Consider the following 20311-nt stretch of genomic DNA (forward strand, 5'->3'; position numbering starts at 1 on the left):
GGGCGCATGGGCCCTTGGGCGCTGGGATCGCGCGGGGTAGCGTGAGCCAAGGCAGGCAGTGCCTACGCCGCGACGATTCCAAGGAGCGACCCATGAGCAGGCCACACCGGAAACTGGAATCTTCACCACCTTTCCGAGCGCCTGCGGATGACCGGATGGCTCGTGCCGGCGTACCCCATGCCTCGCCTACCTGGACGGCCACACCGGAAACTGGAATCTTCACCACTAGCCGTCGCCAGCAAAGGAAAGCCCATGTGCCGACTATTCGGACTGCACGCCGGTCTCGGACCGGTCAGAGCGACGTTCTGGCTCCTGGATGCCCCGGACAGCCTGTCGGCCCAGAGCCGCCGGGAGCCCGACGGCGCCGGCATTGGCACCTTCGACGCGGACGGTCGGGCACACGTGACCAAGCAGCCGCTGGCCGCGTGGGAGGATCACGCATTCGCGCGCGAGGCCCGGGTCCTGAAGAGCACCACGTTCCTTGCCCACGTCCGCTATGCCAGCACCGGCGCACACACGATGGTCAACACGCACCCGTTTGAGCAGGACGGGCGGCTCTTCGCCCACAACGGCGCCTTCGGTGACCTTGGGCGGCTCGGCCGGCGCCTGGCCGAGCTTGGGGTTGCGGATCTCGTGCACGGCCAGACTGACAGCGAACGTCTCTTCGCCCTGATCACCGCCGAGAGCCGGCGTGCAGGTGGCGACGTCGGGGAAGGCATCACCCAGGCCGTCACGTGGATCGCCAGGCACTTGCATGTCTTTAGCCTGAACCTCATCGTGACGACGGCGGCGGACCTGTGGGCGGTCAGGTACCCGGCCACTCATGAGCTGCACATTCTGGAACGGGACCCTGCAGGTGTCCCCGGGCCGGCAGCGCCTCTGGAGGCCAGGAGCCACCGGATCCACGCCCGCAGTGAAGACCTCGCACGTTCCGAGCACGTCCTCATCGCCACCGTGCCGATGGATCACAACCCGGCCTGGCGTCCCATGGCGGCCGGTGAGCTTGTGCACGTCGGTCCGGATTTGACGGTGACTTCCACCTTCCCCTTCCCGGAGGCACCGGCGCATCCGCTGACCCTCTCGGACCTTGACGCGTCCGCAGCGGAGTCCCAGAAACAGTGAACCCGGATCAGCGTCCGCACGAAGGAGCCGGCAGACCCTATTTCGCGGGGTTGTGCGTTCCGATCGGCACCAGGGTCAGGTCCGGGTGGTTCTTCTCGATCCGGCGCAGCGCCCAGACGTCGTTGAACAGGGCCAGGTATTCGCCGTCCGAGCGCAGCAGCACCTCAGCGCCCTGTACGTTGGCCAGGGCAGGCATGGCATCCGCCGTCGAAATTCGTGCGATGGAATAGGGGAGCCGCTCCAGGCGCATGGGCGCGCTGAAGTCATGGGCCATGCGGTCCTCCACCACTTCGAACTGCATGGGGCCGACGGCGGCAAGCACCGGCGCCTGGTCTCCGCGGATGTCGGAGCGGAGCACCTGGATGACGCCCTCGTGCTCGAGCTGCTCAATGCCGCGGCGGAACTGCTTGAAGCGGCTGGGGTCCTTGGAGCGGGCCACCTGGAAGTGTTCCGGCGCGAACAGCGGGATCGCGGGGAATTCCACCGGATCCTCCAGGAACAGGCTGTCGCCCACCCGGAGCGACGAGGCGTTGACCAGGCCGACGACGTCGCCCGGGAAGGCTTCGTCAATGACCTCGCGCTCACGGCCGAACACCTGCTGGGCGTACTTGGTGGCGAACGACTTTCCGGTGCGGGTCTGGGTGACCACCATGCCGCGCTCGAACATGCCGGAGCAGACCCGGATGAAGGCAACGTGGTCGCGGTGGGCCTTGTTCATGCCGGCCTGGACCTTGAAGACGAAGCCGGCGAACGGGGCGTCCACCGGGCGGGGTTCACCCTCGACGTCGGGCCGCGGGGCAGCGGGCGGGGCGAAGTCCACCAGGGCGTCCAGGATTTCCTTGACGCCGAAGTTGAGGGCCGCGGAGCTGAACAGGATGGGGGTTGCCTTGCCGGCATGGAAGGCGTCGATGTCGAACTCAAGGTTGGACTCGATCACGAGTCCGGCTTCGTCCACGGCGTTGGACCAGTCGTCACCCTGATTGGCGGCGGCTTCCTCCGGGGTGAAGTATTCGGTGAGGGCGATGTTGGCGCCGGCATTGTTGCGCTGGAACCGGGCAAAACGGTCGTTGCGGAGGTCCCACACGCCGCGGAAGTCGCCTGAGATGCCCACGGCCCAGGTCAGCGGCATGGGCTGGAGGCCGGTGCGCTCGGTGATCTCGTCCATGAGCGCCAGGGCATCCAGACCGGGCCGGTCCCACTTGTTGATCACGGTGATGATGGGCAGATTGCGCTGCTTGCAGACCTCGAAGAGCTTCATGGTCTGTGTTTCCAGGCCCTTCGCGGCGTCCACCAGCATCACGGCGCAGTCGACGGCCGCCAGGACGCGGTACGTGTCCTCGGAGAAGTCAGCGTGGCCCGGGGTGTCCAGCAGGTTGATCACCGTGTCCCGGTACGCGAACTGCAGCGCGGCGGAGCTGATGGAGATGCCGCGGTCCTTTTCCATCTGCATCCAGTCCGAGACCGTTTCCTTGCGGTTGGCCTTTCCGCTGGAGGCGCCGGCCGTGCCGATCACCTTGGCGTGCAGGGCCAAGGCCTCAGTGAGCGTGGACTTGCCGGCGTCAGGGTGGGAAATGACCGCGAAAGTCCGACGCCGGGCCGCTTGTTTGTGAATCTCCTGGACTCGGGCGGGGCTAAGGACTTCTTGAGACACGGTGCTACTTTCGCTGCGACATGGGGGGCTGGTCAGGGATGTGAACGTTATTTAAGCGTGTTTTGAACGTGGGGGCCGGCAGGCGTGAACTGTGCAGCCAAGGTTCCCAGTTTATCGCAGGGCGGGAGGCGCCGCCGGTGGGCGGCCAACTGCCGCCTCCCGCCGCCGTCGTACGGGGCCTTCCGGAGCCCCGGCGGCATCACGTCCAATGGGCCACTTTGAGGCTTGTCCGTGCGGTTAATGCCCATCTTTGCCTCTAGGATGGAGCCAGTGGGAAATTGAGTACTTTTGATCCTGCCGGCGGAATCGTAAAACCGGCATACCTGCGGGCTGCAGCCTGCACCTTTGAAGGGAAAACCTATGGCTCGGAGCCCTGAAGATTCGCTTAAGGCGACTCTGGGCAGAGTGGCTCCAGGCACCGCTCTGCGCGACGGCCTGGAACGCATCCTCCGCGGGCGCACCGGCGCGCTGATCGTCCTGGGCTCGGACCGCACCATCGAGTCCATCTGCTCCGGCGGATTCGATATCGGGATCGACTTCTCCCCCACACGGCTCCGCGAACTCGCCAAGATGGACGGCGCCATCATTTGCGACAAGGACGCCGGCAACATCCTCCGGGCCGCCGTGCAGCTGGTTCCGGACTCGAGCATCGAAACCCAGGAATCCGGCACCAGGCACCGCACCGCCGAACGCGTCGCCATCCAGACCGGCGTCCCGGTGATCTCGGTCAGCCAGTCCATGCAGATCATCGCCCTCTATGTGAACGGCCTGCGGCACGTCCTGGAGGGCTCCGAAAAGGTCCTGGCCCGCGCCAACCAGGCGCTGGCCACCCTCGAACGCTACCGTTCCCGCCTGGACCAGGTCACCAGCTCGCTCTCCGCGCTGGAAATCGAAGCCATGGTGACCGTCCGCGACGTCGCCGTCACGCTGCAGCGCCAGGAAATGGTGCGCCGGATCTCCGAAGAGATCTCCCAGTACGTCCTTGAACTCGGCGAGGACGGGCGCCTGCTTTCGCTGCAGCTGGACGAGCTTACAGTGGGCCGCGGACCAGGCAGTGATGTGATCATCCGCGATTATGCCGGTCCGAACGCGTCCCCGGAGGACATCGACGGCGCCGTCAGCGCCCTGCTCAACCTGGGCCCCACCGAGCTGATCGACCTCAGCAAAATCGCCGGCATCATCGGCTTCGCAGGTGGCGTGGACACGCTCGACGCCGTGGTGCAGCCGCGCGGATACCGCCTCCTGTCCGGCCTGAAGGCAGTGCCCAAGGCAGTGGCGGACAGGCTCGTTGACCACTTCGGCGGCCTCCAGTACCTGATGGCGGCCACCATCGATGACCTCATGACCGTGGACGGCATTGGCGACCAGAGAGCACGCACAGTCCGGGAGGGCCTGAGCCGGATGGCCGAGGCGAGCCTCCTGGACCGGTTCCTCTAAAGCCGTCGTCGACTACGAACCGATACAGAAGAGAAGCTCAGTTGAGCTGGAAGACGGCCTTCGAGCTGGACTTGGTGCCCAGCCGGGCGACGAACATGTAGTAGGCCCCGCCGGCACCGGGCTTGGCGGACACCGCCCCGCAGCCGGGCACGGTCCGGTTGCGCTGCCACGGGAAGTTGGCGGTTTCGCTCTGGCCCGGCTCGAGCGTCTTCACGAGGTCGCCGCTCTCGGCCTGGCAGTCAACGGAGGAGAAAATCCGGTCGGAGCCGCTGGTCACCGTGTATTCCATTTGGGACGTGCCAAGGTTTACCTCGCACGCCACTTTGCCGCCGTTGGTGACCTTCAGGGTGAGCAACGGATTCTCGCCCGCGGCGTAGGCGCCCTTGTCGGTCGATGCGGACACCGTCACCAGTCCCTGGTCGCAGGTGGGCGTCGATGGGATGCTGGGGGTTGCCGAAGGCGTGGCCTGGGCGGCTTCACCGTCCGGTCCGTTCCGGTCCGTGGAGGAGGCCTGTTCGGAGGCGCGCATGGCGCCGGAGACGGCAGCAAAACCGCCCAGCGCCACTGAGACGATGAGAAGCAGCACCAGGCCAACGAACAGCCTGCGACGGCGATACACGGCTTTCAGCGGCGGCCGCCCCGCCTGTCGGCCGGCGGTGCCCTTCGGTTTCGAACCGCTCTTTCCTGAAGTGCCTTGCCTGACCATCCTTCTAGGCTAGAGAACCGCGGGCACATTGGGGCACCACCACGCCGGGAAGGCGGACCCAGGGCCAGTATCCACTACAGTATTTGCATCGAAGCCTTAGCCCTGCCCACTGCCATGCCCCCGGCGAGTCGCCCCGCGCCGCCGCTGGCCGCCCTGCACGAAGTCCTTGACAACTGGTTCGCGACCACAGCCAGGGAGCTGCCGTGGCGGGAACCCGGGTGCACTGCGTGGGGAGTCCTTGTCAGCGAGATCATGCTGCAGCAGACGCCTGTGGTCCGTGTCCTTCCCGTCTGGGAAGACTGGCTCCGCCGCTGGCCCACGCCTGCGCAATTAGCCGCCGAAGCCTCCGGCGAGGCCGTCCGGCACTGGGGCAGGCTCGGCTACCCGCGCCGGGCACTGCGCCTCCACGCCGCCGCCGTAGCCATCGTGGAACGGCACGGCGGCGAGGTCCCCGGAAACCACGCCGAACTCTTGGAACTTCCCGGCGTGGGCAGCTACACGGCGGCAGCGGTCGCGGCGTTCGCCTTCGGTCGCCGCGAGACAGTGGTGGACACCAACATCCGCCGCGTCCATGCGCGGCTCTTTTCGGGCACGGCGTTGCCGTCGCAGTCGCTGACAGCCGCGGAAATGCGGCTCGCCGCTGAACTGCTGCCGGCGGACGTCGGACTCTCCGTCCGCTGGAACGCGGCAGTCATGGAGCTCGGCGCGCTGGTGTGCACGGCAAGGGCGCCGAAGTGCGCTGATTGCCCGGTCCGCGGGGCGTGCGCGTGGCTGGCGGCTGGCGAGCCGCCGCCGTCGTACACCCCGAAGGGGCAGTCCTGGCACGGCACTGACCGGCAGGTCCGTGGAGCCGTGATGGCCGTCCTCCGCCTGGCGGACTCCCCGGTACCGCCGGAAATGTTCCACCAGCCTCCTGCGGACCTTGGCTTCGAAGCGGACGGCATCGGCATTCCGCTGGCAGCCCTGCACCGCCTGAATTCCGCGCCCGAGCAGCTCGAGCGCGCCCTGGCCGGGCTGGTCAGCGACGGCCTGGCCGAGCTGCACCTGGGCGGCCTCCGGCTCCCCGCCTAAGGCCCGTTACCCATTCGTTCCGGGACTGAAACCACCCTGTGCTGGCGCCGCCCCACCTGGCGGACCTACGCTGAAGCATGCGCAGCTTGGGCGTTCTTCTGGCAGTGGTTACGACGTCGCTGCTCCCGTCCGCGTGCCTGCCCCAGGCGGTGCCGTGCCCGGCTATCGCGCAGGCTCCGGTGGTGTCCCTGACGGTGGCGGCCAGCTATGCACCCGCCGTCAAAGCCATCCACCTGAAAGCCTGCCAGGACGGCACGTGCCGGGAAGCCGACCTGGAACTGATGCCGGGCAGCACCGCAGTCGACATGGGCTGCGAACCCTCGGCCGGCCCTGACGGCACATGCTCCGCGACGTCCTCGCCCGACGGCACCCTTACGGGCATGCTGATGATGGATGTCCTGACCGAATCGCGCATTGACGCGACCGCCACGGGCACCTCCACGGCGGGGGCACCGTTGCCCGCGCGGAAACTGAGCTTCACGCCGAAGTCGGACTACCCGTACGGCGAGCAGTGCGGAAAGTTCGTCACAGCCAGCCTGGTGCTGGACGCCGATGGCCTCAGGCAGGCAGGCTGAGCCCGTCAGGGCTCCCCGAACCCTGCTTCCACCAGGCCGCCGACGTACGTGACCGCCCTAGCTGCGTCCGGCCCCCAGGCCTCGACATGGAGGACCGATCCCTGGCCCGCCCCCAGCGTCATCAGGCCAGTCATGGAGGCCCCGTCCACGCCGTTGACCGTGACCTCCGCGTCCAGGCCCGCGAGTCCCCCGGCGATCTTCGCTGCGGGCCTGGCATGCATGCCGGCCTGGTTGACCAGCTCAAAGTCACCCGTGGCTTCCGGGGGCCCAAACGTCGGCTCCTCGGCAGGAGTCCCAAGCGCCGGGGGTGCCGGAGCGCGGCGGACCGCCTCGGCCGCCTGCTTCACGCCCGCTGCATCCGCCCCGGCCTGCGCCGCTACTGCTGCCGCCACGAGCCCCTCCACCAGCGGCGCGTCAGCCAACAGGACCGAGTCGGGATCCGAGAGGAACTCGACGGCCGATTCGGCCGTCATCACGGCAGAGCCGAGGTCCGTGAGCACCACGGTGCCGTCTTCGCCGGCGGCCTGTTCCAGCGCGGCCATGACCTTCTCCAGGCTGGTGCCGATCCGGCCGTCGTCGGTGCCGCCGGCGGGGAGGATCATGACGTCGGGCGCCATTTGGGCGGCCAACTCCACCGCGCCGTCGGCGATCTTTTCACTATGGGACACCACCACCAGGCGGACCGTCATTCGGCCGCCCCGGCCGCGGCGCGCAGGATGAGGGCGGTGGAGACCGCCCCGGGGTCGCGGTGGCCGGCGCTGCGCTCCCCCAAGTAGCTGGCGCGCCCCTTGCGGGCGATGAGCGGATCGGTGGCAACGGCACCGGCCTCCGCAGCTTCAGCCGCGGCAAGGAGGACCTTGCGGACATCGCCGTCCCCAGCAGCGGCGGCCGCGGCCGCCGCCTCGACGGCGGGGGTCCACGCGTCAACCATGGTTTTGTCGCCGGGCTCGGCCTTGCCGCGGGCCACCACGCCGTCGCGGGCAGCCTGGATGGCAGCAGCCAGGGCTGCCGGATCGATGTCCGGCGCGTCGCCCAGCGATGTGGAGGCGCGCATGAAGGCCGTGCCGTAGAGGGGGCCGGCCGCTCCGCCCACCTTGGACATCAATGCCATGGCCGTGAGCTTCAGGGCCGCTCCCGGGGTGGCCGGCGGCGCCTCGGCGAGCTTTGCCATCACGGCCTTGAAGCCGCGGTCCATATTTTCGCCGTGATCGGAATCCCCGATGGCACGGTCCAGTTCAATCAGCTCCACCCGGTGGTCCGCCATGGCCTGCGCAGAAAGGGTGAGCCACCGTACGGCCCAGTCAACGTCAAGCCCCACGGTCAGATGCCCCATCGCAGCGCGGCGGTGTGGACCGGGGCGTCCCAGAGGCCGGTGAGTTCGTCGTCGAGGCGCAGCACGGTGATGGAGCAGCCCTGCATCTCGAGTGAGGTGATGTAGTTGCCCACCAGGGACCGCTCCACCGTGACGCCCTTGTCGGCGAGCACCTGCGCTGCACGGCGGTACACGATGTACAGCTCGCTTTGCGGCGTCCCGCCCATGCCGTTGACGAACAACAGTACTTTGTCACCGGAGGCGATGCCGAGGTCGCTCAGGATGGGCTCAAGGAGGCGGTCGGTAATGGCGTCGGCATTTTCCATCGGGATCCGGTGCCGCCCGGGCTCACCGTGGATCCCGATGCCGATCTCGATTTCGTTCTCTTCCAGGTCAAAGCTGGGCACGCCCGCATGCGGGACCGTGCAGGCCGACAATGCCACGCCCATGCTGCGGACGTTCCGGTTCACGCGGTCTCCGATGGCAGCGACAGCATCCAGGTCATCACCACGTTCCGCCGCGGCACCGGCGATCTTCTCCACGAGGACAGTGCCGCCCACACCCCTCCGGCCGGCCGTGTAGAGGGAGTCTTCAACGGCGACGTCGTCGTTGACCAGGACGGTCCGGACCTGGAAGCCTTCGGCCTCCGCCATTTCCGCGGCCGTTTCGAAGTTGAGGACGTCCCCTGTGTAGTTCTTCACGATGTGCACGACTCCGGCACCGGAGTTCACGGCGAGCGTCGCCGGAATGATCTGGTCAGGCGTGGGCGAGGTGAAGACGGCACCGGGCACCGCGGCGTCGAGCATTCCCAGTCCCACGAAGCCGCCGTGAAGCGGCTCGTGTCCGCTGCCGCCGCCGCTGACCAGGCCGACTTTCCCGGCCACCGGGGCGTCCTTGCGGGTGATGAATTTCGGCTCGGAACTGACGGTCACGAGGTCCGCATGGGCAAGGCCGAAGCCTTCCACGGACTCGTCCACCACAGCGCGGGGATCATTGATCAGCTTCTTCATTGGAGTACTCCCTGGAGTGTCCTAGCGGCTTTGTCTTGACCCTACTACCGCCGCCCCGGCAACGGTAGCGCCGTGTCGAATCGGCCGGTAACCGTCCTGCTAGCGAGGGCAAAGAAAAGGGACAGCCCCCAATTGACTGTCCCTTTCCCTTCCCAGCTTGTGTCCCCCCGCCGGCCTCAGCGCTTCCCCCAGGAAGCCGGAAGGAAATCCGGCCACGCCGCGGCGCCTATGTGGAACGCCGACGCCTCGCGAGGCCGGCTTAGTGGATCGCTTCGGTTCATCACCGAAGGCAGGTCCATTTGAAACGCCGAAAAATCCGGAAAAATGGCGTGCTCGCGCATTTCTGTCCTTTGATGTGGTTCGGGATTCGGGTGCCATAAGCAAGCTCTTGTAATTTTATACATCGATTCGATATATGGGAAGAGGTAGAAGTCAGACATAATCCGGACGCGCCGGAAGGCCTCTAGAGGAACTTGATCATGCGGGTATTTCCCAGGGTGTTCGGCTTGACCCGGGCGAGGTCCAGGAACTCCGCCACGCCTTCGTCATGGGAACGCAGCAGCTCGGAATAGACCACGGGGTCCACTGCGGTCTGGTCCGCCATAACGTCGAAGCCGTGCTTCTTGAAGAAGTCCACCTCGAAGGTCAGGCAGAACACGCGCGAGACCCCCAGCGCCTGGGCCTCCTCGAGGAGGCTTTCCACCAGCACGTGGCCCACGCCCTTGCCTCGCCACGCGTCCGAGGCAGCCAGGGTCCGCACCTCGGCCAGGTCCTCCCACATCACGTGCAGGGCGCCGCAGCCGATCACCTCGCCGTTGGCCGCCTCCGCGATCCTGAATTCCTGCAGGCTTTCGTAGTAGGCCACCGTCTCCTTGGCCATCAGGATCCTCTTGTCCGCCAGCGGAGCCACAAGCCCCTTGATGGCAGGTACGTCGCTGGTGCGGGCAGGGCGGATGCGGAAGGTCTCAGTCACAGCCCCAATCTTACGGCCGCCCTGCCGCTTAGAGCCCCAGGTCAGCGGGCAGGGGCACGTCCTGGTCCAGCACGTTCTTCGCCAGGAAGTGCTCCACGACGCCGTACCAGACCTTGGCGTGCTGCGGCTGCAGGATCCAGTGGTTCTCGTCCGGGTAATAGAGGAAGCGGTGGGGCGTCTGGCCGTTGCCATCGGCTGCCAGCTGGGATTTGGACAGCAGTTCGTACCAGAGCCGCAGGCCTTCGCCGATGGGCACGCGGTAGTCCTTGTCGCCGTGGATCACCAGCATGGGCGTGCTGATTTTCTCAACGTGCAGGTGGGGCGAGTTCGCCAGGGCCATCTCGGCCGTCATTTCCTTCAGCCAGTATTGTGACGCGTCGGTGGTGGGGCCGAACTGGTCGAGGGCCCACAGGCTGGCGTGCGTGACGATCGCGTCAAAGCGGTCCGTCTGGCCGGCCACCCAGTTGGCCATGTAGCCGCCGAAGGAGCCGCCCATGGCAGCAGTCCGGGACGCATCGATGTCCGGGCGTTCTACCACGGCATCCGTGATCTCCATGAGGTCCGTGTACGGCGCCCTGCCCCAGCCGCCCCAGCCGCGCTGGATGTAGGACTGGCCGTAGCCGGTGGACAGCGCCGGATCCGGCAGGAGTACGGCGTAGCCCCTGGCCGCCAGCAGCCACGGGTTCCAGCGCCACGTCCAGGCGTTCCACGAGCCGAGGGGCCCGCCGTGGATCCACAACAGCAGCGGTGCCGGATTCTGTGCGGAGGCTCCCTCCGGCAGGGCCAGGTACGCGGGAACCCGGGAGCCGTCGGCAGCGGCGGTCCCGATGCGCTCCAGGGATCCTTGGATGCGGGGGCGCTCGGCCGGAGCGGGCAGCCGGGTGGCTTCTCCGCTCGCCAGGTCGATCCGGACGGCTTCGGGCGGGAATTCGTAGGAGCTCCGCAGCGCGTAGGCGCTCAGCCCGTCAGGTGAAACCACGACGTCGGTGTAGGCCGCCGCGTCGCGCGTCACCCGGGTGATGTCCACGCTGCCGGCCCCAAACCCAATCCCCGCGGAACTGATCCGGAAAACCGGGGAGGCACCGTCGTCGTCGGCGGTCACCAAGAGGGCGGAGCCATCCGGCAACCACGCCGCTTTGATGGCCCAGCGGTCCCAGTCGTGGGCCAACGGCCGGAGCTCGGCTTCCGGTTCCCCTTGGGAACCGACATCGAGCAGGTGGAGCTTGACCTGCGGAGCCTGATGGGGAGTGGAGTCGGATTCGCTCATCACCACAAGCGTGCGGTTGTCAGGGCTCACCGGGCCCGCGAAGTAGCTCATGCCTTCATGGTCCAGCAGGACCTTGTGCGTTGCAGTGGCCACGTCGATTGCCACCAGTACCGACCGCGAGTCCGCTTTTGCGAGGGGCTTGTTGAAGCTTGTATAGATGGTCTTGCCGTCGGGGCTGACCACGGATTCGGAGTCGCGCAAAAGGCCTGCCGCGTCCGGCGTCAGGTTGCGGAGCTTGAGCGGGGCGGCGGCGTCAACCGTTACCGGCTTGCCGGGTTCCTTCTCTTCCCCCGGCTCCACAGCGAAAATTCGCGGCTGATCCGGGCCCAGGTCCGCATCCCAGTAGCGCACGGGGTAGCCGGTGTGGAGTATGGCGGATACCTTGTGGTCCTTGCGGCTCTTGCGCCGCTCCTCGTCCGCTTCCTCATCGGGTGACCCGGCAAGGATGGACGCCGTGACGAAGGTGGCGCCGGTATCCCTGGCCGACATCACGTGGCTGATCCCGCCGGCACGCGAGAGGACCACCCGGGCTTCGCCGCCGTCGGCGGGCAACTGCCAGAGCGCGTTGACGGGGTCGCCCTCCGGGCTTTCGGGATCAGGGCGGGCCGACGTGAAGTAGAGGTCCCCGTTGGAGGCAAATGCCGCACCGGCCTCGCCCTTGGCACTGCGCGTGATCCTCCGGGCGTGCTTCTCCCCCGCAGGATCCAGCTCCCACAGGGCCGTCACGTATTCGGTCCCCTTGGCGTTGAGGGTGGAGACGGTGGTCACCAGGCGCTTTCCGTCAGGGCTCAGCGCAAGGCCGCTCACCCTCGGGATGGCGAGGTAGTGGTCCACGTCGTGGAAGGGGGTCGCAGGTTGTTCGCTCAGGATCGCTGAGTCTTCAAATGCCATGAAGAGATTCAACACCGGATGTGCGCTGGATCACAGCAAGTTCACTACGGGTGAAAGGGTGTTTTCACACTCTGGCACGTGTCGCCGGTGCCTGGCGGGAGGCGGGAGGCAACGCAAAGGCCCCGCCTTCCCTTGCGGGATGGCGGGGCCGTTGACGTGGTACTTATACGCTCGGGGCGATCTCCGGGATGCGCGGCTTGGCGTTGCCGGCGAAAGTGAACTTGGCGTCGTCGCCTTCGCCATCCACATCCACCACCACGATGTCGCCCGCGTGGATCTCTCCGAAGAGGATCTTCTCGGACAGCTGGTCCTCGATCTCGCGCTGGATGGTGCGGCGCAACGGCCGTGCACCCATGGCGGGATCGTAACCACGGGTGGCCAGGAGCACCTTGGCCGCGGTGGTGAGCTCGATGCCCATGTCCTTGTCCTTGAGGCGCTTCTCCAGGCGGGCCACGAACATGTCCACGATCTCGATGATCTCGTCCTGGGTCAGCTGCGGGAACACCACAACGTCATCAACACGGTTCAGGAACTCGGGGCGGAAGTGCTGCTTGAGCTCCTCAGTGACCCGGGCGCGCATCCGGTTGTAGCCGGTCTGCGTGTCCGTGCCGGACTGGAAACCCGTGGCAACGCTCTTGGAAATGTCCCGTGTTCCAAGGTTGGTGGTCATGATGATCACGGTGTTCTTGAAGTCCACCACCCGGCCCTGGGAGTCGGTCAGTCGGCCGTCTTCCAGGATCTGCAGCAGCGAGTTGAAGAGGTCCGCGTGGGCCTTCTCCACTTCGTCAAAAAGGACCACGGAGAACGGACGGCGGCGGACCTTTTCGGTCAGTTGACCGCCTTCCTCGTAACCGACGTAGCCCGGAGGGGCACCGAAGAGGCGCGAAACCGTGTGCTTCTCGGAGTACTCGGACATGTCCAGCGTGATGAGGGCATCCTCTTCACCGAACAGGAACTCCGCGAGGGCCTTGGCGAGTTCGGTCTTGCCGACGCCGGTGGGGCCGGCGAAGATGAACGAGCCACCCGGACGCTTGGGGTCCTTCAGGCCTGCACGGGTGCGGCGGATGGCCTGGGACAGGGACCTGATGGCCTCGTTCTGACCGACGACGCGCTTGTGCAGTTCGTCTTCCATCTTCAGCAGGCGCGAGGACTCTTCCTCGGTCAGCTTGAAGACCGGAATGCCGGTGGAGTTCGCCAGCACCTCGGCGATGAGATCCTCATCCACCTCGGAGATGTCGTCCATGCCGCCGGTCTTCCAGTGGCGTTCCTTCTCTGCCCGCTCGGCAATGAGCTTCTGCTCCTTGTCGCGCAGCGAGGCGGCGCCTTCGAAGTCCTGCGCGTCAATCGCGGACTCCTTCTCCATCTTGAGTTCGGCGATGCGCTCGTCCATGGCCTTCAGCTCCGGCGGAGCGGTCATGCGGCGGATGCGCAGGCGTGCGCCGGCTTCGTCGATGAGGTCGATGGCCTTGTCCGGCAGGAAGCGGTCCGAGATGTAGCGTTCGGACAGGTTGGCTGCCGAGGCGAGGGCGCCGTCGGTGATGGTGACGCGGTGGTGCGCCTCGTAGCGGTCACGCAGGCCCTTGAGGATCTCGATCGCGTGCGCAACCGAAGGCTCCTTGACCTGGATCGGCTGGAAGCGGCGCTCCAGCGCGGCATCCTTCTCGATGTGCTTGCGGTATTCGTCCAGCGTGGTGGCACCGATGGTCTGGAGCTCACCGCGGGCCAGCATGGGCTTCAGGATGGAAGCTGCATCGATGGCGCCTTCGGCTGCACCGGCACCGACGAGGGTGTGGATTTCGTCGATGAACAGGATGATGTCGCCGCGGGTGCGGATTTCCTTGAGGACCTTCTTCAGGCGCTCTTCAAAGTCACCGCGGTAGCGGGAGCCTGCCACCAGGGACCCAAGGTCCAGCGTGTAGAGCTGCTTGTCCTTGATGGTTTCCGGGACGTCCCCGCGGACGATCGCCTGGGCGAGGCCCTCTACGACGGCAGTCTTGCCGACGCCGGGTTCGCCGATGAGGACGGGGTTGTTCTTGGTGCGGCGGGAAAGGACCTGCATAACGCGTTCCATTTCCTGTTCGCGCCCGATGACCGGGTCCAGCTTGTTCTCGCGCGCAGCCTGGGTGAGGTTGCGGCCGAACTGGTCCAGGACCACGGAGCCGGCAGGGGTTCCCTCCGGCTGGCCGGGCCCGACGCCTGCGCCGGTGGTCTCCTTGCCCTGGTAGCCAGAGAGGAGCTGGATCACCTGCTGGCGGACCCGATTGAGGTCGGCCCCGAGCTTCACGAGCACCTGGGCGGCAACACCTTCACCCTCACGGATGAGGCCCAGCAGGATGTGCTCCGTGCCGATGTAGTTGTGGCCCAGCTGCAGCGCTTCGCGGAGCGAGAGCTCCAGCACCTTCTTGGCGCGCGGAGTAAAGGGGATGTGGCCGGACGGGGCTTGCTGGCCCTGGCCGATGATCTCCTGCACTTGCTCGCGTACGCCGTCGAGCGAAATGCTCAAGGACTCCAGAGCTTTGGCGGCAACGCCTTCACCCTCATGGATAAGACCCAAGAGGATGTGTTCGGTACCGATGTAATTGTGGTTCAGCATGCGTGCCTCTTCTTGGGCAAGCACAACTACGCGACGGGCACGGTCCGTAAATCGCTCAAACATTTCGCCACACTCCTAGCTACGACGTACTTTGATGCTACGTGGCAGACCCCGACTTGTGGAGCGTGTTCGCCACAGGGGAAACCCGGGACCCGATTCACGGGTTGACGCCACGGGCTGATACCGCCCGCCGGAACTGCCGCCGTGTGCCCGATGACCGGCAAACCGGCCCCCAATACCGCCGTCCGGCGAAGACGCACCGGCGCACCGGAAACCCGACAAACAATGACTTTGTTGTTCACACGGAATCCGTTCACCGGAGGGACTCCATTTTGCGCTGCACCCCCCGGAACCTGCTCCGGGCCGCAAATAACCCCGGAATAACCGGGGCGCTTTACCACAACCGCCTCCGGCGACCTGCCGGGTATTCAAATGAGCAATGCCCCCGCCGTTTGGCAGGGGCATTGCTTTTCCACGCAAAACTGCGGCAGTGCTAGGAATTTGCCTTCTGGTAGGCTTCCTGAATTTCAGCCTGGATACGGCCGCGGCTGTTAACCGCATAGCCATTCTCCCTGGCCCACTGACGAATCTGTGCAGAGTCCTGGTTCCGACCGCTTGAGACCTTTGTGCGGGTGGCGCGGCCGGTGGACGTCTTGCGGGCGCTTGAAACAAACCGCTCCACGGAGGAGCGTAGTTCTGCAGCATTGGCAGCAGACAGGTCAATTTCGTAACTGACGCCGTCAAGGCCAAATCGGACAGTTTCGTCCGCGGTTCCCCCATCCAGATCATCGACAAGGATGATTTTTACTTTCTGTGCCATAAAAATTCTCTCTTTTGGAAAGGACGGGTATGCAGAAAAGCAGGATGTATCAGATAAAGTATCTCTCGCTTTATGGCAACGCGTCAAAGCAAGTATCTCTCGCTTTATGGCAACGCGTCAAAGCGGCAAAAGGTTCCTGTGAATGGTGGGCAGGAATAAGCCGGAAGTATTAGTTTGTGCTGTTGCCGATGCCGTCGCCGGGATTGGTTCCCGTATTCGGGGCACCATTCGTCTCCTGCTTTGATTCAGCATCGCGGGCTTTTGCCTCAGCGTGGGCCTGTGCCTCGGCCTGGCGCTCCGATTTGTCCGCGTTGAAGATCGACTTCATGGCAAACCAAAACAGCAACCCGACCACAAGGGAGGGCAGAAGGACGGCAACGTACTCCACGGTCAGTGTCCTTCAGGCTTCAGGAGCGGGAAGAGGATGGTTTCGCGGATGCCGGCCCCGGTGAAGAGCATCACCAGGCGGTCAATGCCCAGCCCGATGCCGCCCATGGGCGGGGCACCGTACTCGAGTGCGCGGAGGAAGTCCTCGTCCAGCTGCATGGCCTCCACGTCACCGGCAGCGGCGTGCCTGGACTGCTCGGTGAGGCGTTCACGCTGGATGACAGGGTCAATGAGCTCCGAGAAGGCCGTACCGCGTTCCATGCCGCCGATGATCAGGTCCCAGGCCTCGATCAGGCGGTCGTCGTCGCGGTGCTGGCGCGCAAGGGGCTGCGCGGACGGCGGGTAGTTGTAGACGAACGTGGGGTTCAGCAGCGTTGGTTCCACGATTTCGCCGAACAGTTCAACTGCCAGCTTCTCGGCATCCCATTTGGGATCGACCTTGACGTCGTGCTTGGCCGCCACGGCCCGCAGTTCCTCCACGGTGGTGTCCGGCGTGATTTCCTGGCCCACGGCGTCGGACAGTCCGGGGTATACAGCCAGCCAGGCCCACTCGCCGTCGAGGTTGATCTCCCCGGCCTCGGTCTGGATGGTGCGACCCACACCGGCGGCGTCGGCGGCGTCAAGGATGATCTCCTTGATGCGGTCCGCCATGACGAACTGGTCGGCCCAGGCCTCGTAGCATTCCAGTGTGGTGAATTCCGGGCTGTGCGTGGAGTCCACGCCCTCGTTGCGGAACACGCGTCCCATGTCGTAGACACGGTCGATGCCGCCCACCACTGCGCGCTTGAGGTACAGCTCGGTGGCAATGCGCAGGGTCATCTTCTGGTCGAAGGCGTTCATGTGGGTTTCGAACGGCCGGGCCAGGGCACCGCCGTGGACCAGCTGGAGCATCGGGGTTTCCACCTCGACGTAGTTGCGGCGGTGCAGGCTTTCCCGGATTGAGCGGGTGATCGCGGCGCGGGTGTACACCATCTCGCGGGCCTCGTCGCGGACCATCAGGTCCACGTAACGCTGGCGGACGCGGGTTTCCTCGTTCAGGCCGGCGTGCAGCACAGGCAGCGGGCGGAGCGCCTTCGAGGCCATGGACCAGGAATCGGCCATCACGGACAGCTCGCCGCGGCGCGAGGAAATGACCTCACCCTTGATGAAGACGTGGTCGCCCAGGTCCACCAGGGCCTTCCATTCGGCCAGGGACTCCTCACCCACGTTGGCCAGGCTCAGCATGGCCTGGAGGCGGGTTCCCTTGCCGTCCGTGCCGCCTTCCTGGAGGGTGGCGAAGCAGAGCTTGCCGGTGTTGCGGATGAACACGATGCGGCCGCTGACGCCAACAATGTCGCCGGTGGTCTCGTCGGCCTCGAGGTGGGCGTACTTTTCGCGGACCTCGCTCAGGGAATGCGTGCGCTCAACACCCACCGGGTACGCCTCGCCGCGTTCAATCAGCTTGGCGCGCTTCTCCATGCGGATGCGCATCTGCTCGCTGGCGTCCGCCGGTTCGGCAGCATTGGTCGGGGTGGGGGTGTTTTGGGAAGTCACAATCCCTAAGTTTACCGGGAGTTCCGCGGCACGTTTTTCCTGCCGGCCATGATTCCACTCACCGGGGATTTTTTGTCCAGATAATGCCCTCTACGGCCCGTCTATCCCTCATTATCTGGACAAAAACTCTGGAGGAGGAGGAGGGGCGGAGGCTGCTGCGGTGAGGGGAATAGACTCGGGGCTGTGGAGACTCGGACGATCAGGACGGACGACGGCGACGGTCACCTTGAGGTGCACTCGTTCAGGCCTGTGGTGTCCCCCGCTTTGCCGGCAACTGGCGGCCCGGACGGCACCCTGGCTGGCAGCCTGGACGGTCAACCGGACGACGCGGGGCAACCCGGCGTCGTCGTAATTCACGGAACCCTGGTGACGGACGCGCTCTACCGCCCGTTCGCCGTGAAGATTGCCCGCCTCCTAGGGCGGCCGGTCCATACCTACAACCGCCGCGGCCGCGGCGGTTCCGCCGGCCAGCGCGAGGACTACTCGGCGGCGACGGAGATCAGCGACCTCGCGGCCGTGATGCGGGCCACCGGTTCCGCGGACGTGGTGGCCCACAGCTACGGCGGTTTTGTGGCCCTGCAGGCAGCCCGGACCGAGCCCATCCGGCGGCTCGTGACCTACGACGCCGCGGTTTCCCTCTCCGGCAGCCTCGAACGCCGGTGGCGTCCGGAACTGGAGCATTCCATGGCCGCCGGCCAGCTCGACCATGCCTGGGCTCATCTGGTCCAGGGGCTGGAAACGGCAGGCCCGGTCTCCAAGCTCCCGCTCGGTGCCCTGCGCATACTGAGCATCCTGTCCGCCCGGACGCGGCTCGGGGCGGAGATGCGGCAGCTGCTGCCCACCGCCGTCGCCGAGATGCGGGCCGTGCTCAAAGCCGACGCAGAGCTCGCCGACTTCGCCGGCGTCACCACACCCACACTGATGCTCAGCGGCGGCTGGAGCCCGGCGTACTTCGCCGAAACGGGCCGCCAGCTCGCCGCGGCGGTGCCGGCCATTGACTTCGCCCTGGTCCCCGGCCAGCTCCACGAGGGGCCGCTCCGGCCGGGGCACCGCCTGGCCCTCACCACCGCACGGTTCCTGGCCAACGACGTCGGCCTGCGGCTCCAGCGGATCCGCGCCGCCAGGCACCCGCTGGGCAGCCGCTTTAGGATTGGTCAGTGAAGGAAGACTTCAAAGACAAGGGATCAGTGGAGCAGCAGTTCATCACCACGCACGACGGCGGCCGGCTGGCTTTATACAGCTACGGCACCGTGGACGCCCCTGGCCAGCGGCGGGTCGTGGTGATCGGCGGGGCCTTCCTGACCGCACTGATCTACCGGCCGTTTTCCGAGGCACTGTCCAAGGGCCTCGGCGAGGGCTGGGCCGTGGACGTCTATGACCGGCGCGGCCGCGGCGACTCAACGCCGCAGCCGGCAGACTATTCCATGGCCACCGAGATTGCCGATGTCCGGGCCGTCATTGACGCCACCGGCGCGCGCAACCTCTTCGGCCACAGCCTGGGCGGTTCCGTGGCGCTGAATGCGGTCCAGGAGTTCGCCGGGACCGGGCACCAGCCGGACAAGCTCGCTGTCTATGACGCCGCGGTGAATATCGACGGCAAGGTGGACATGTCCTGGCTGGACAGTTTCGAACGCTCCGTCAACGCCGGAAACGTCCCGCACGCCCTGGCCAAGCTCAAGAAGGGCATGCAGCCCGGCTCGCCCCTGGCCAGGATTCCGGAACCGCTCCTGGCCGGCCTGATGGCGCTGGTGTCCCGGACCAAGGTGAACCGGGTGTTCAAGGAGCTGATGCCCAGCGGCGTGGGCGAGCTCAAAGCGGTGTTCGATGAGGACGACCACGTCCGGGACTTTTCCGTCCTGCCGCCGAACACCAGGTTCATGGTGGGCGCCAAAAGCCCGCACTACTACAAGGCGACGGCCGAACAACTGCACCGGGCCGTACCCGGCAGCGAGCTTCAGGTCTCGCCCAAGTGCGTCCACGCCTCCATCCCCGCGGCCGTCAAAGAGCTGGTGGAGGACATCTCCGCGTACTTCAAGGGCTGACATGGTGATGCCGGTCCCAAGCTGCTGTTCGGTTCCTGCCGCCCCGGGTAGGCTCGGAACATGACGCGCGAGAACATCAAGACGCCCGACGGCGGAACGCTGGAGCTCTACACCACAGGAGCCGAACTGGCCTCGGCTGGCTCGGGCGTCGTCGTCGTGCAGGCCTCCATGGTCACCGCCGCCGACTACACGCGCTTTGCCCAGAAGCTGAGTGCGTCGCTGGGCCGGCCGGTGCACACGTTCAATCGGCGCGGACGCGGCGAATCCTCGGCGCAGCCGGACGACTACACGCTGGATGTGGACATCCGCGACCTGGACACCGTAATGAAGCACACGGCCAGCACGGACGTCTTCGGCCACAGCTTCGGCGGCGCCGTGGCGCTCCACGCGGCCCGCACCCTGCCGGTGGAACGGCTGGCGGTCTACGATCCCGCCGTGTCCGTGAACCACAGCGTCAAGGCGGACTGGATCTCCGAATACGAACGCGCGACGGCGGCCGGCGACGACGACCGCGCCCTTGCCGTGCTGGTCAGGGGGCTAGAGACGGGCGGGGCCTTGTCCTCGCGGATGCCGCTGTCGATGCTCACGCTCGCCAACAAACTCATCGCCGGGACACCCATCGGCAAGCAGCATCGGGACCTGATGAAGACCGGCGTCCGGGAGATCAAGGCGATCATCGCCGCGGACATGCCGGCCGAGCCGTTCCTGGCACTGCCGCTCGAGACCCTCATCATTGTCGGCGAAAAGAGCCCGGCCTACTTCGGCATCGCGTGCGGCCAGATCCACGACGTGCTGTCCGGTTCCAGCTACACCATCCTGCCCGGCTCGGGCCACGACGGCGTCAACCGGGCGCCGGACAAGCTGATCAGCGAACTCAGCGATTTCTTCGCCGGCTGACCGCGGCTGACCCCGGTTGGGCAC

18 protein-coding genes are annotated in these 20311 nt (G+C 66.2%); 7 read left to right on the top strand and 11 right to left on the bottom strand.

The annotated features are described in order from the left end of the window. Nucleotides 1-252 precede the first annotated feature (252 nt). Nucleotides 253-1122: a class II glutamine amidotransferase gene (locus tag AB0N24_RS12145; protein ID WP_364124203.1), complete on the top strand. Its 870-nt coding sequence runs from the start codon at nt 253-255 to the stop codon at nt 1120-1122. A 37-nt stretch (nt 1123-1159) separates the two neighbouring features. Here AB0N24_RS12145 and AB0N24_RS12150 read toward each other — a convergent pair whose 3' ends face one another. Then, the gene (locus AB0N24_RS12150; protein WP_364124206.1) at nt 1160-2773 is read right to left on the bottom strand and encodes a peptide chain release factor 3; all 1614 of its coding nucleotides are present in this window, start codon (nt 2771-2773) and stop codon (nt 1160-1162) included. A gap of 360 nt (nt 2774-3133) precedes the next feature. On the opposite strand from AB0N24_RS12150, the gene disA reads away from it, so the two are divergent. After that, nucleotides 3134-4210 (top strand): DNA integrity scanning diadenylate cyclase DisA, encoded by a 1077-nt coding sequence (disA, locus tag AB0N24_RS12155; protein ID WP_104176147.1) that lies wholly within the window; start codon nt 3134-3136, stop codon nt 4208-4210. 37 nt (nt 4211-4247) lie between these two features. Here disA and AB0N24_RS12160 read toward each other — a convergent pair whose 3' ends face one another. Then, entirely contained in the window at nt 4248-4916 is a 669-nt protein-coding gene (locus tag AB0N24_RS12160) for a hypothetical protein (protein WP_364124209.1), read from the bottom strand. Between the two features lie 114 nt (nt 4917-5030). Between AB0N24_RS12160 and AB0N24_RS12165 the strand changes: the two genes are divergently transcribed. Together AB0N24_RS12165 and AB0N24_RS12170 are read left to right on the top strand one after the other, a co-directional pair. Further along, on the top strand, nt 5031-5987 hold the full coding sequence (locus AB0N24_RS12165; RefSeq protein WP_364124212.1) for an A/G-specific adenine glycosylase: 957 nt from the start codon (nt 5031-5033) through the stop codon (nt 5985-5987). A 77-nt stretch (nt 5988-6064) separates the two neighbouring features. Beyond that, entirely contained in the window at nt 6065-6562 is a 498-nt protein-coding gene (locus AB0N24_RS12170) for a hypothetical protein (RefSeq protein WP_364124215.1), read from the top strand. Nucleotides 6563-6567: 5 nt separating this feature from the next. Here AB0N24_RS12170 and dhaM read toward each other — a convergent pair whose 3' ends face one another. The 9 genes from dhaM to lysS form a co-directional block, all read right to left on the bottom strand. After that, the gene (gene dhaM, locus AB0N24_RS12175; RefSeq protein ID WP_364124218.1) at nt 6568-7251 is read right to left on the bottom strand and encodes a dihydroxyacetone kinase phosphoryl donor subunit DhaM; all 684 of its coding nucleotides are present in this window, start codon (nt 7249-7251) and stop codon (nt 6568-6570) included. After that, nucleotides 7248-7880, bottom strand: coding sequence for a dihydroxyacetone kinase subunit DhaL (dhaL, locus tag AB0N24_RS12180; protein ID WP_364124221.1), 633 nt, complete (start codon nt 7878-7880; stop codon nt 7248-7250). Before dhaL ends, dhaM begins: the two co-directional genes overlap by 4 nt. A gap of 2 nt (nt 7881-7882) precedes the next feature. Beyond that, the gene (dhaK, locus tag AB0N24_RS12185) at nt 7883-8884 is read right to left on the bottom strand and encodes a dihydroxyacetone kinase subunit DhaK (protein ID WP_364124224.1); all 1002 of its coding nucleotides are present in this window, start codon (nt 8882-8884) and stop codon (nt 7883-7885) included. A gap of 463 nt (nt 8885-9347) precedes the next feature. Continuing rightward, nucleotides 9348-9857: an amino-acid N-acetyltransferase gene (locus tag AB0N24_RS12190; protein WP_364124227.1), complete on the bottom strand. Its 510-nt coding sequence runs from the start codon at nt 9855-9857 to the stop codon at nt 9348-9350. A gap of 28 nt (nt 9858-9885) precedes the next feature. Beyond that, entirely contained in the window at nt 9886-12015 is a 2130-nt protein-coding gene (locus AB0N24_RS12195; protein ID WP_364124229.1) for a prolyl oligopeptidase family serine peptidase, read from the bottom strand. Between the two features lie 163 nt (nt 12016-12178). After that, the gene (locus tag AB0N24_RS12200) at nt 12179-14671 is read right to left on the bottom strand and encodes an ATP-dependent Clp protease ATP-binding subunit (RefSeq protein WP_214951776.1); all 2493 of its coding nucleotides are present in this window, start codon (nt 14669-14671) and stop codon (nt 12179-12181) included. A gap of 430 nt (nt 14672-15101) precedes the next feature. Then, nucleotides 15102-15428, bottom strand: a complete 327-nt coding sequence (locus AB0N24_RS12205; protein WP_104175619.1) for an Lsr2 family protein — start codon at nt 15426-15428, stop codon at nt 15102-15104. Nucleotides 15429-15597: 169 nt separating this feature from the next. Then, nucleotides 15598-15816 carry a hypothetical protein gene (locus AB0N24_RS12210; protein ID WP_364124232.1) on the bottom strand — a complete coding sequence of 73 codons (219 nt, stop codon included), beginning with the start codon at nt 15814-15816 and terminating at the stop codon, nt 15598-15600. A gap of 2 nt (nt 15817-15818) precedes the next feature. Then, the gene (gene lysS, locus AB0N24_RS12215) at nt 15819-17348 is read right to left on the bottom strand and encodes a lysine--tRNA ligase (protein WP_364124235.1); all 1530 of its coding nucleotides are present in this window, start codon (nt 17346-17348) and stop codon (nt 15819-15821) included. Nucleotides 17349-17531: 183 nt separating this feature from the next. Here lysS and AB0N24_RS12220 point away from each other — a divergent pair, with 183 nt between their 5' ends. Genes AB0N24_RS12220 through AB0N24_RS12230 form a run of 3 tightly spaced genes read left to right on the top strand, consistent with a single transcriptional unit; the run spans nt 17532 to nt 20287 of the window. Continuing rightward, nucleotides 17532-18509: an alpha/beta hydrolase gene (locus AB0N24_RS12220; protein ID WP_364124237.1), complete on the top strand. Its 978-nt coding sequence runs from the start codon at nt 17532-17534 to the stop codon at nt 18507-18509. 26 nt (nt 18510-18535) lie between these two features. Then, the gene (locus tag AB0N24_RS12225) at nt 18536-19390 is read left to right on the top strand and encodes an alpha/beta hydrolase (RefSeq protein ID WP_364124651.1); all 855 of its coding nucleotides are present in this window, start codon (nt 18536-18538) and stop codon (nt 19388-19390) included. 60 nt (nt 19391-19450) lie between these two features. After that, nucleotides 19451-20287: an alpha/beta hydrolase gene (locus tag AB0N24_RS12230; RefSeq protein ID WP_364124240.1), complete on the top strand. Its 837-nt coding sequence runs from the start codon at nt 19451-19453 to the stop codon at nt 20285-20287. Nucleotides 20288-20311 lie beyond the last annotated feature (24 nt).

Origin of the sequence: Arthrobacter sp. NPDC093128, from assembly GCF_040683875.1 — a bacterium.
Lineage (GTDB): Bacteria > Actinomycetota > Actinomycetes > Actinomycetales > Micrococcaceae > Arthrobacter.

Bases quoted from the DNA above. Each gene is read 5' to 3' on its own strand.
- dhaK (WP_364124224.1), bottom strand. From the start codon at position 8,884: ATGAAGAAGCTGATCAATGATCCCCGCGCTGTGGTGGACGAGTCCGTG.
- AB0N24_RS12165 (WP_364124212.1), top strand. From the start codon at position 5,031: ATGCCCCCGGCGAGTCGCCCCGCGCCGCCGCTGGCCGCCCTGCACGAA.
- AB0N24_RS12160 (WP_364124209.1), bottom strand. From the start codon at position 4,916: ATGGTCAGGCAAGGCACTTCAGGAAAGAGCGGTTCGAAACCGAAGGGC.
- AB0N24_RS12170 (WP_364124215.1), top strand. From the start codon at position 6,065: ATGCGCAGCTTGGGCGTTCTTCTGGCAGTGGTTACGACGTCGCTGCTC.
- AB0N24_RS12200 (WP_214951776.1), bottom strand. From the start codon at position 14,671: ATGTTTGAGCGATTTACGGACCGTGCCCGTCGCGTAGTTGTGCTTGCC.
- AB0N24_RS12205 (WP_104175619.1), bottom strand. From the start codon at position 15,428: ATGGCACAGAAAGTAAAAATCATCCTTGTCGATGATCTGGATGGGGGA.
- AB0N24_RS12195 (WP_364124229.1), bottom strand. From the start codon at position 12,015: ATGGCATTTGAAGACTCAGCGATCCTGAGCGAACAACCTGCGACCCCC.
- AB0N24_RS12145 (WP_364124203.1), top strand. From the start codon at position 253: ATGTGCCGACTATTCGGACTGCACGCCGGTCTCGGACCGGTCAGAGCG.
- AB0N24_RS12230 (WP_364124240.1), top strand. From the start codon at position 19,451: ATGACGCGCGAGAACATCAAGACGCCCGACGGCGGAACGCTGGAGCTC.
- disA (WP_104176147.1), top strand. From the start codon at position 3,134: ATGGCTCGGAGCCCTGAAGATTCGCTTAAGGCGACTCTGGGCAGAGTG.
- dhaM (WP_364124218.1), bottom strand. From the start codon at position 7,251: ATGACGGTCCGCCTGGTGGTGGTGTCCCATAGTGAAAAGATCGCCGAC.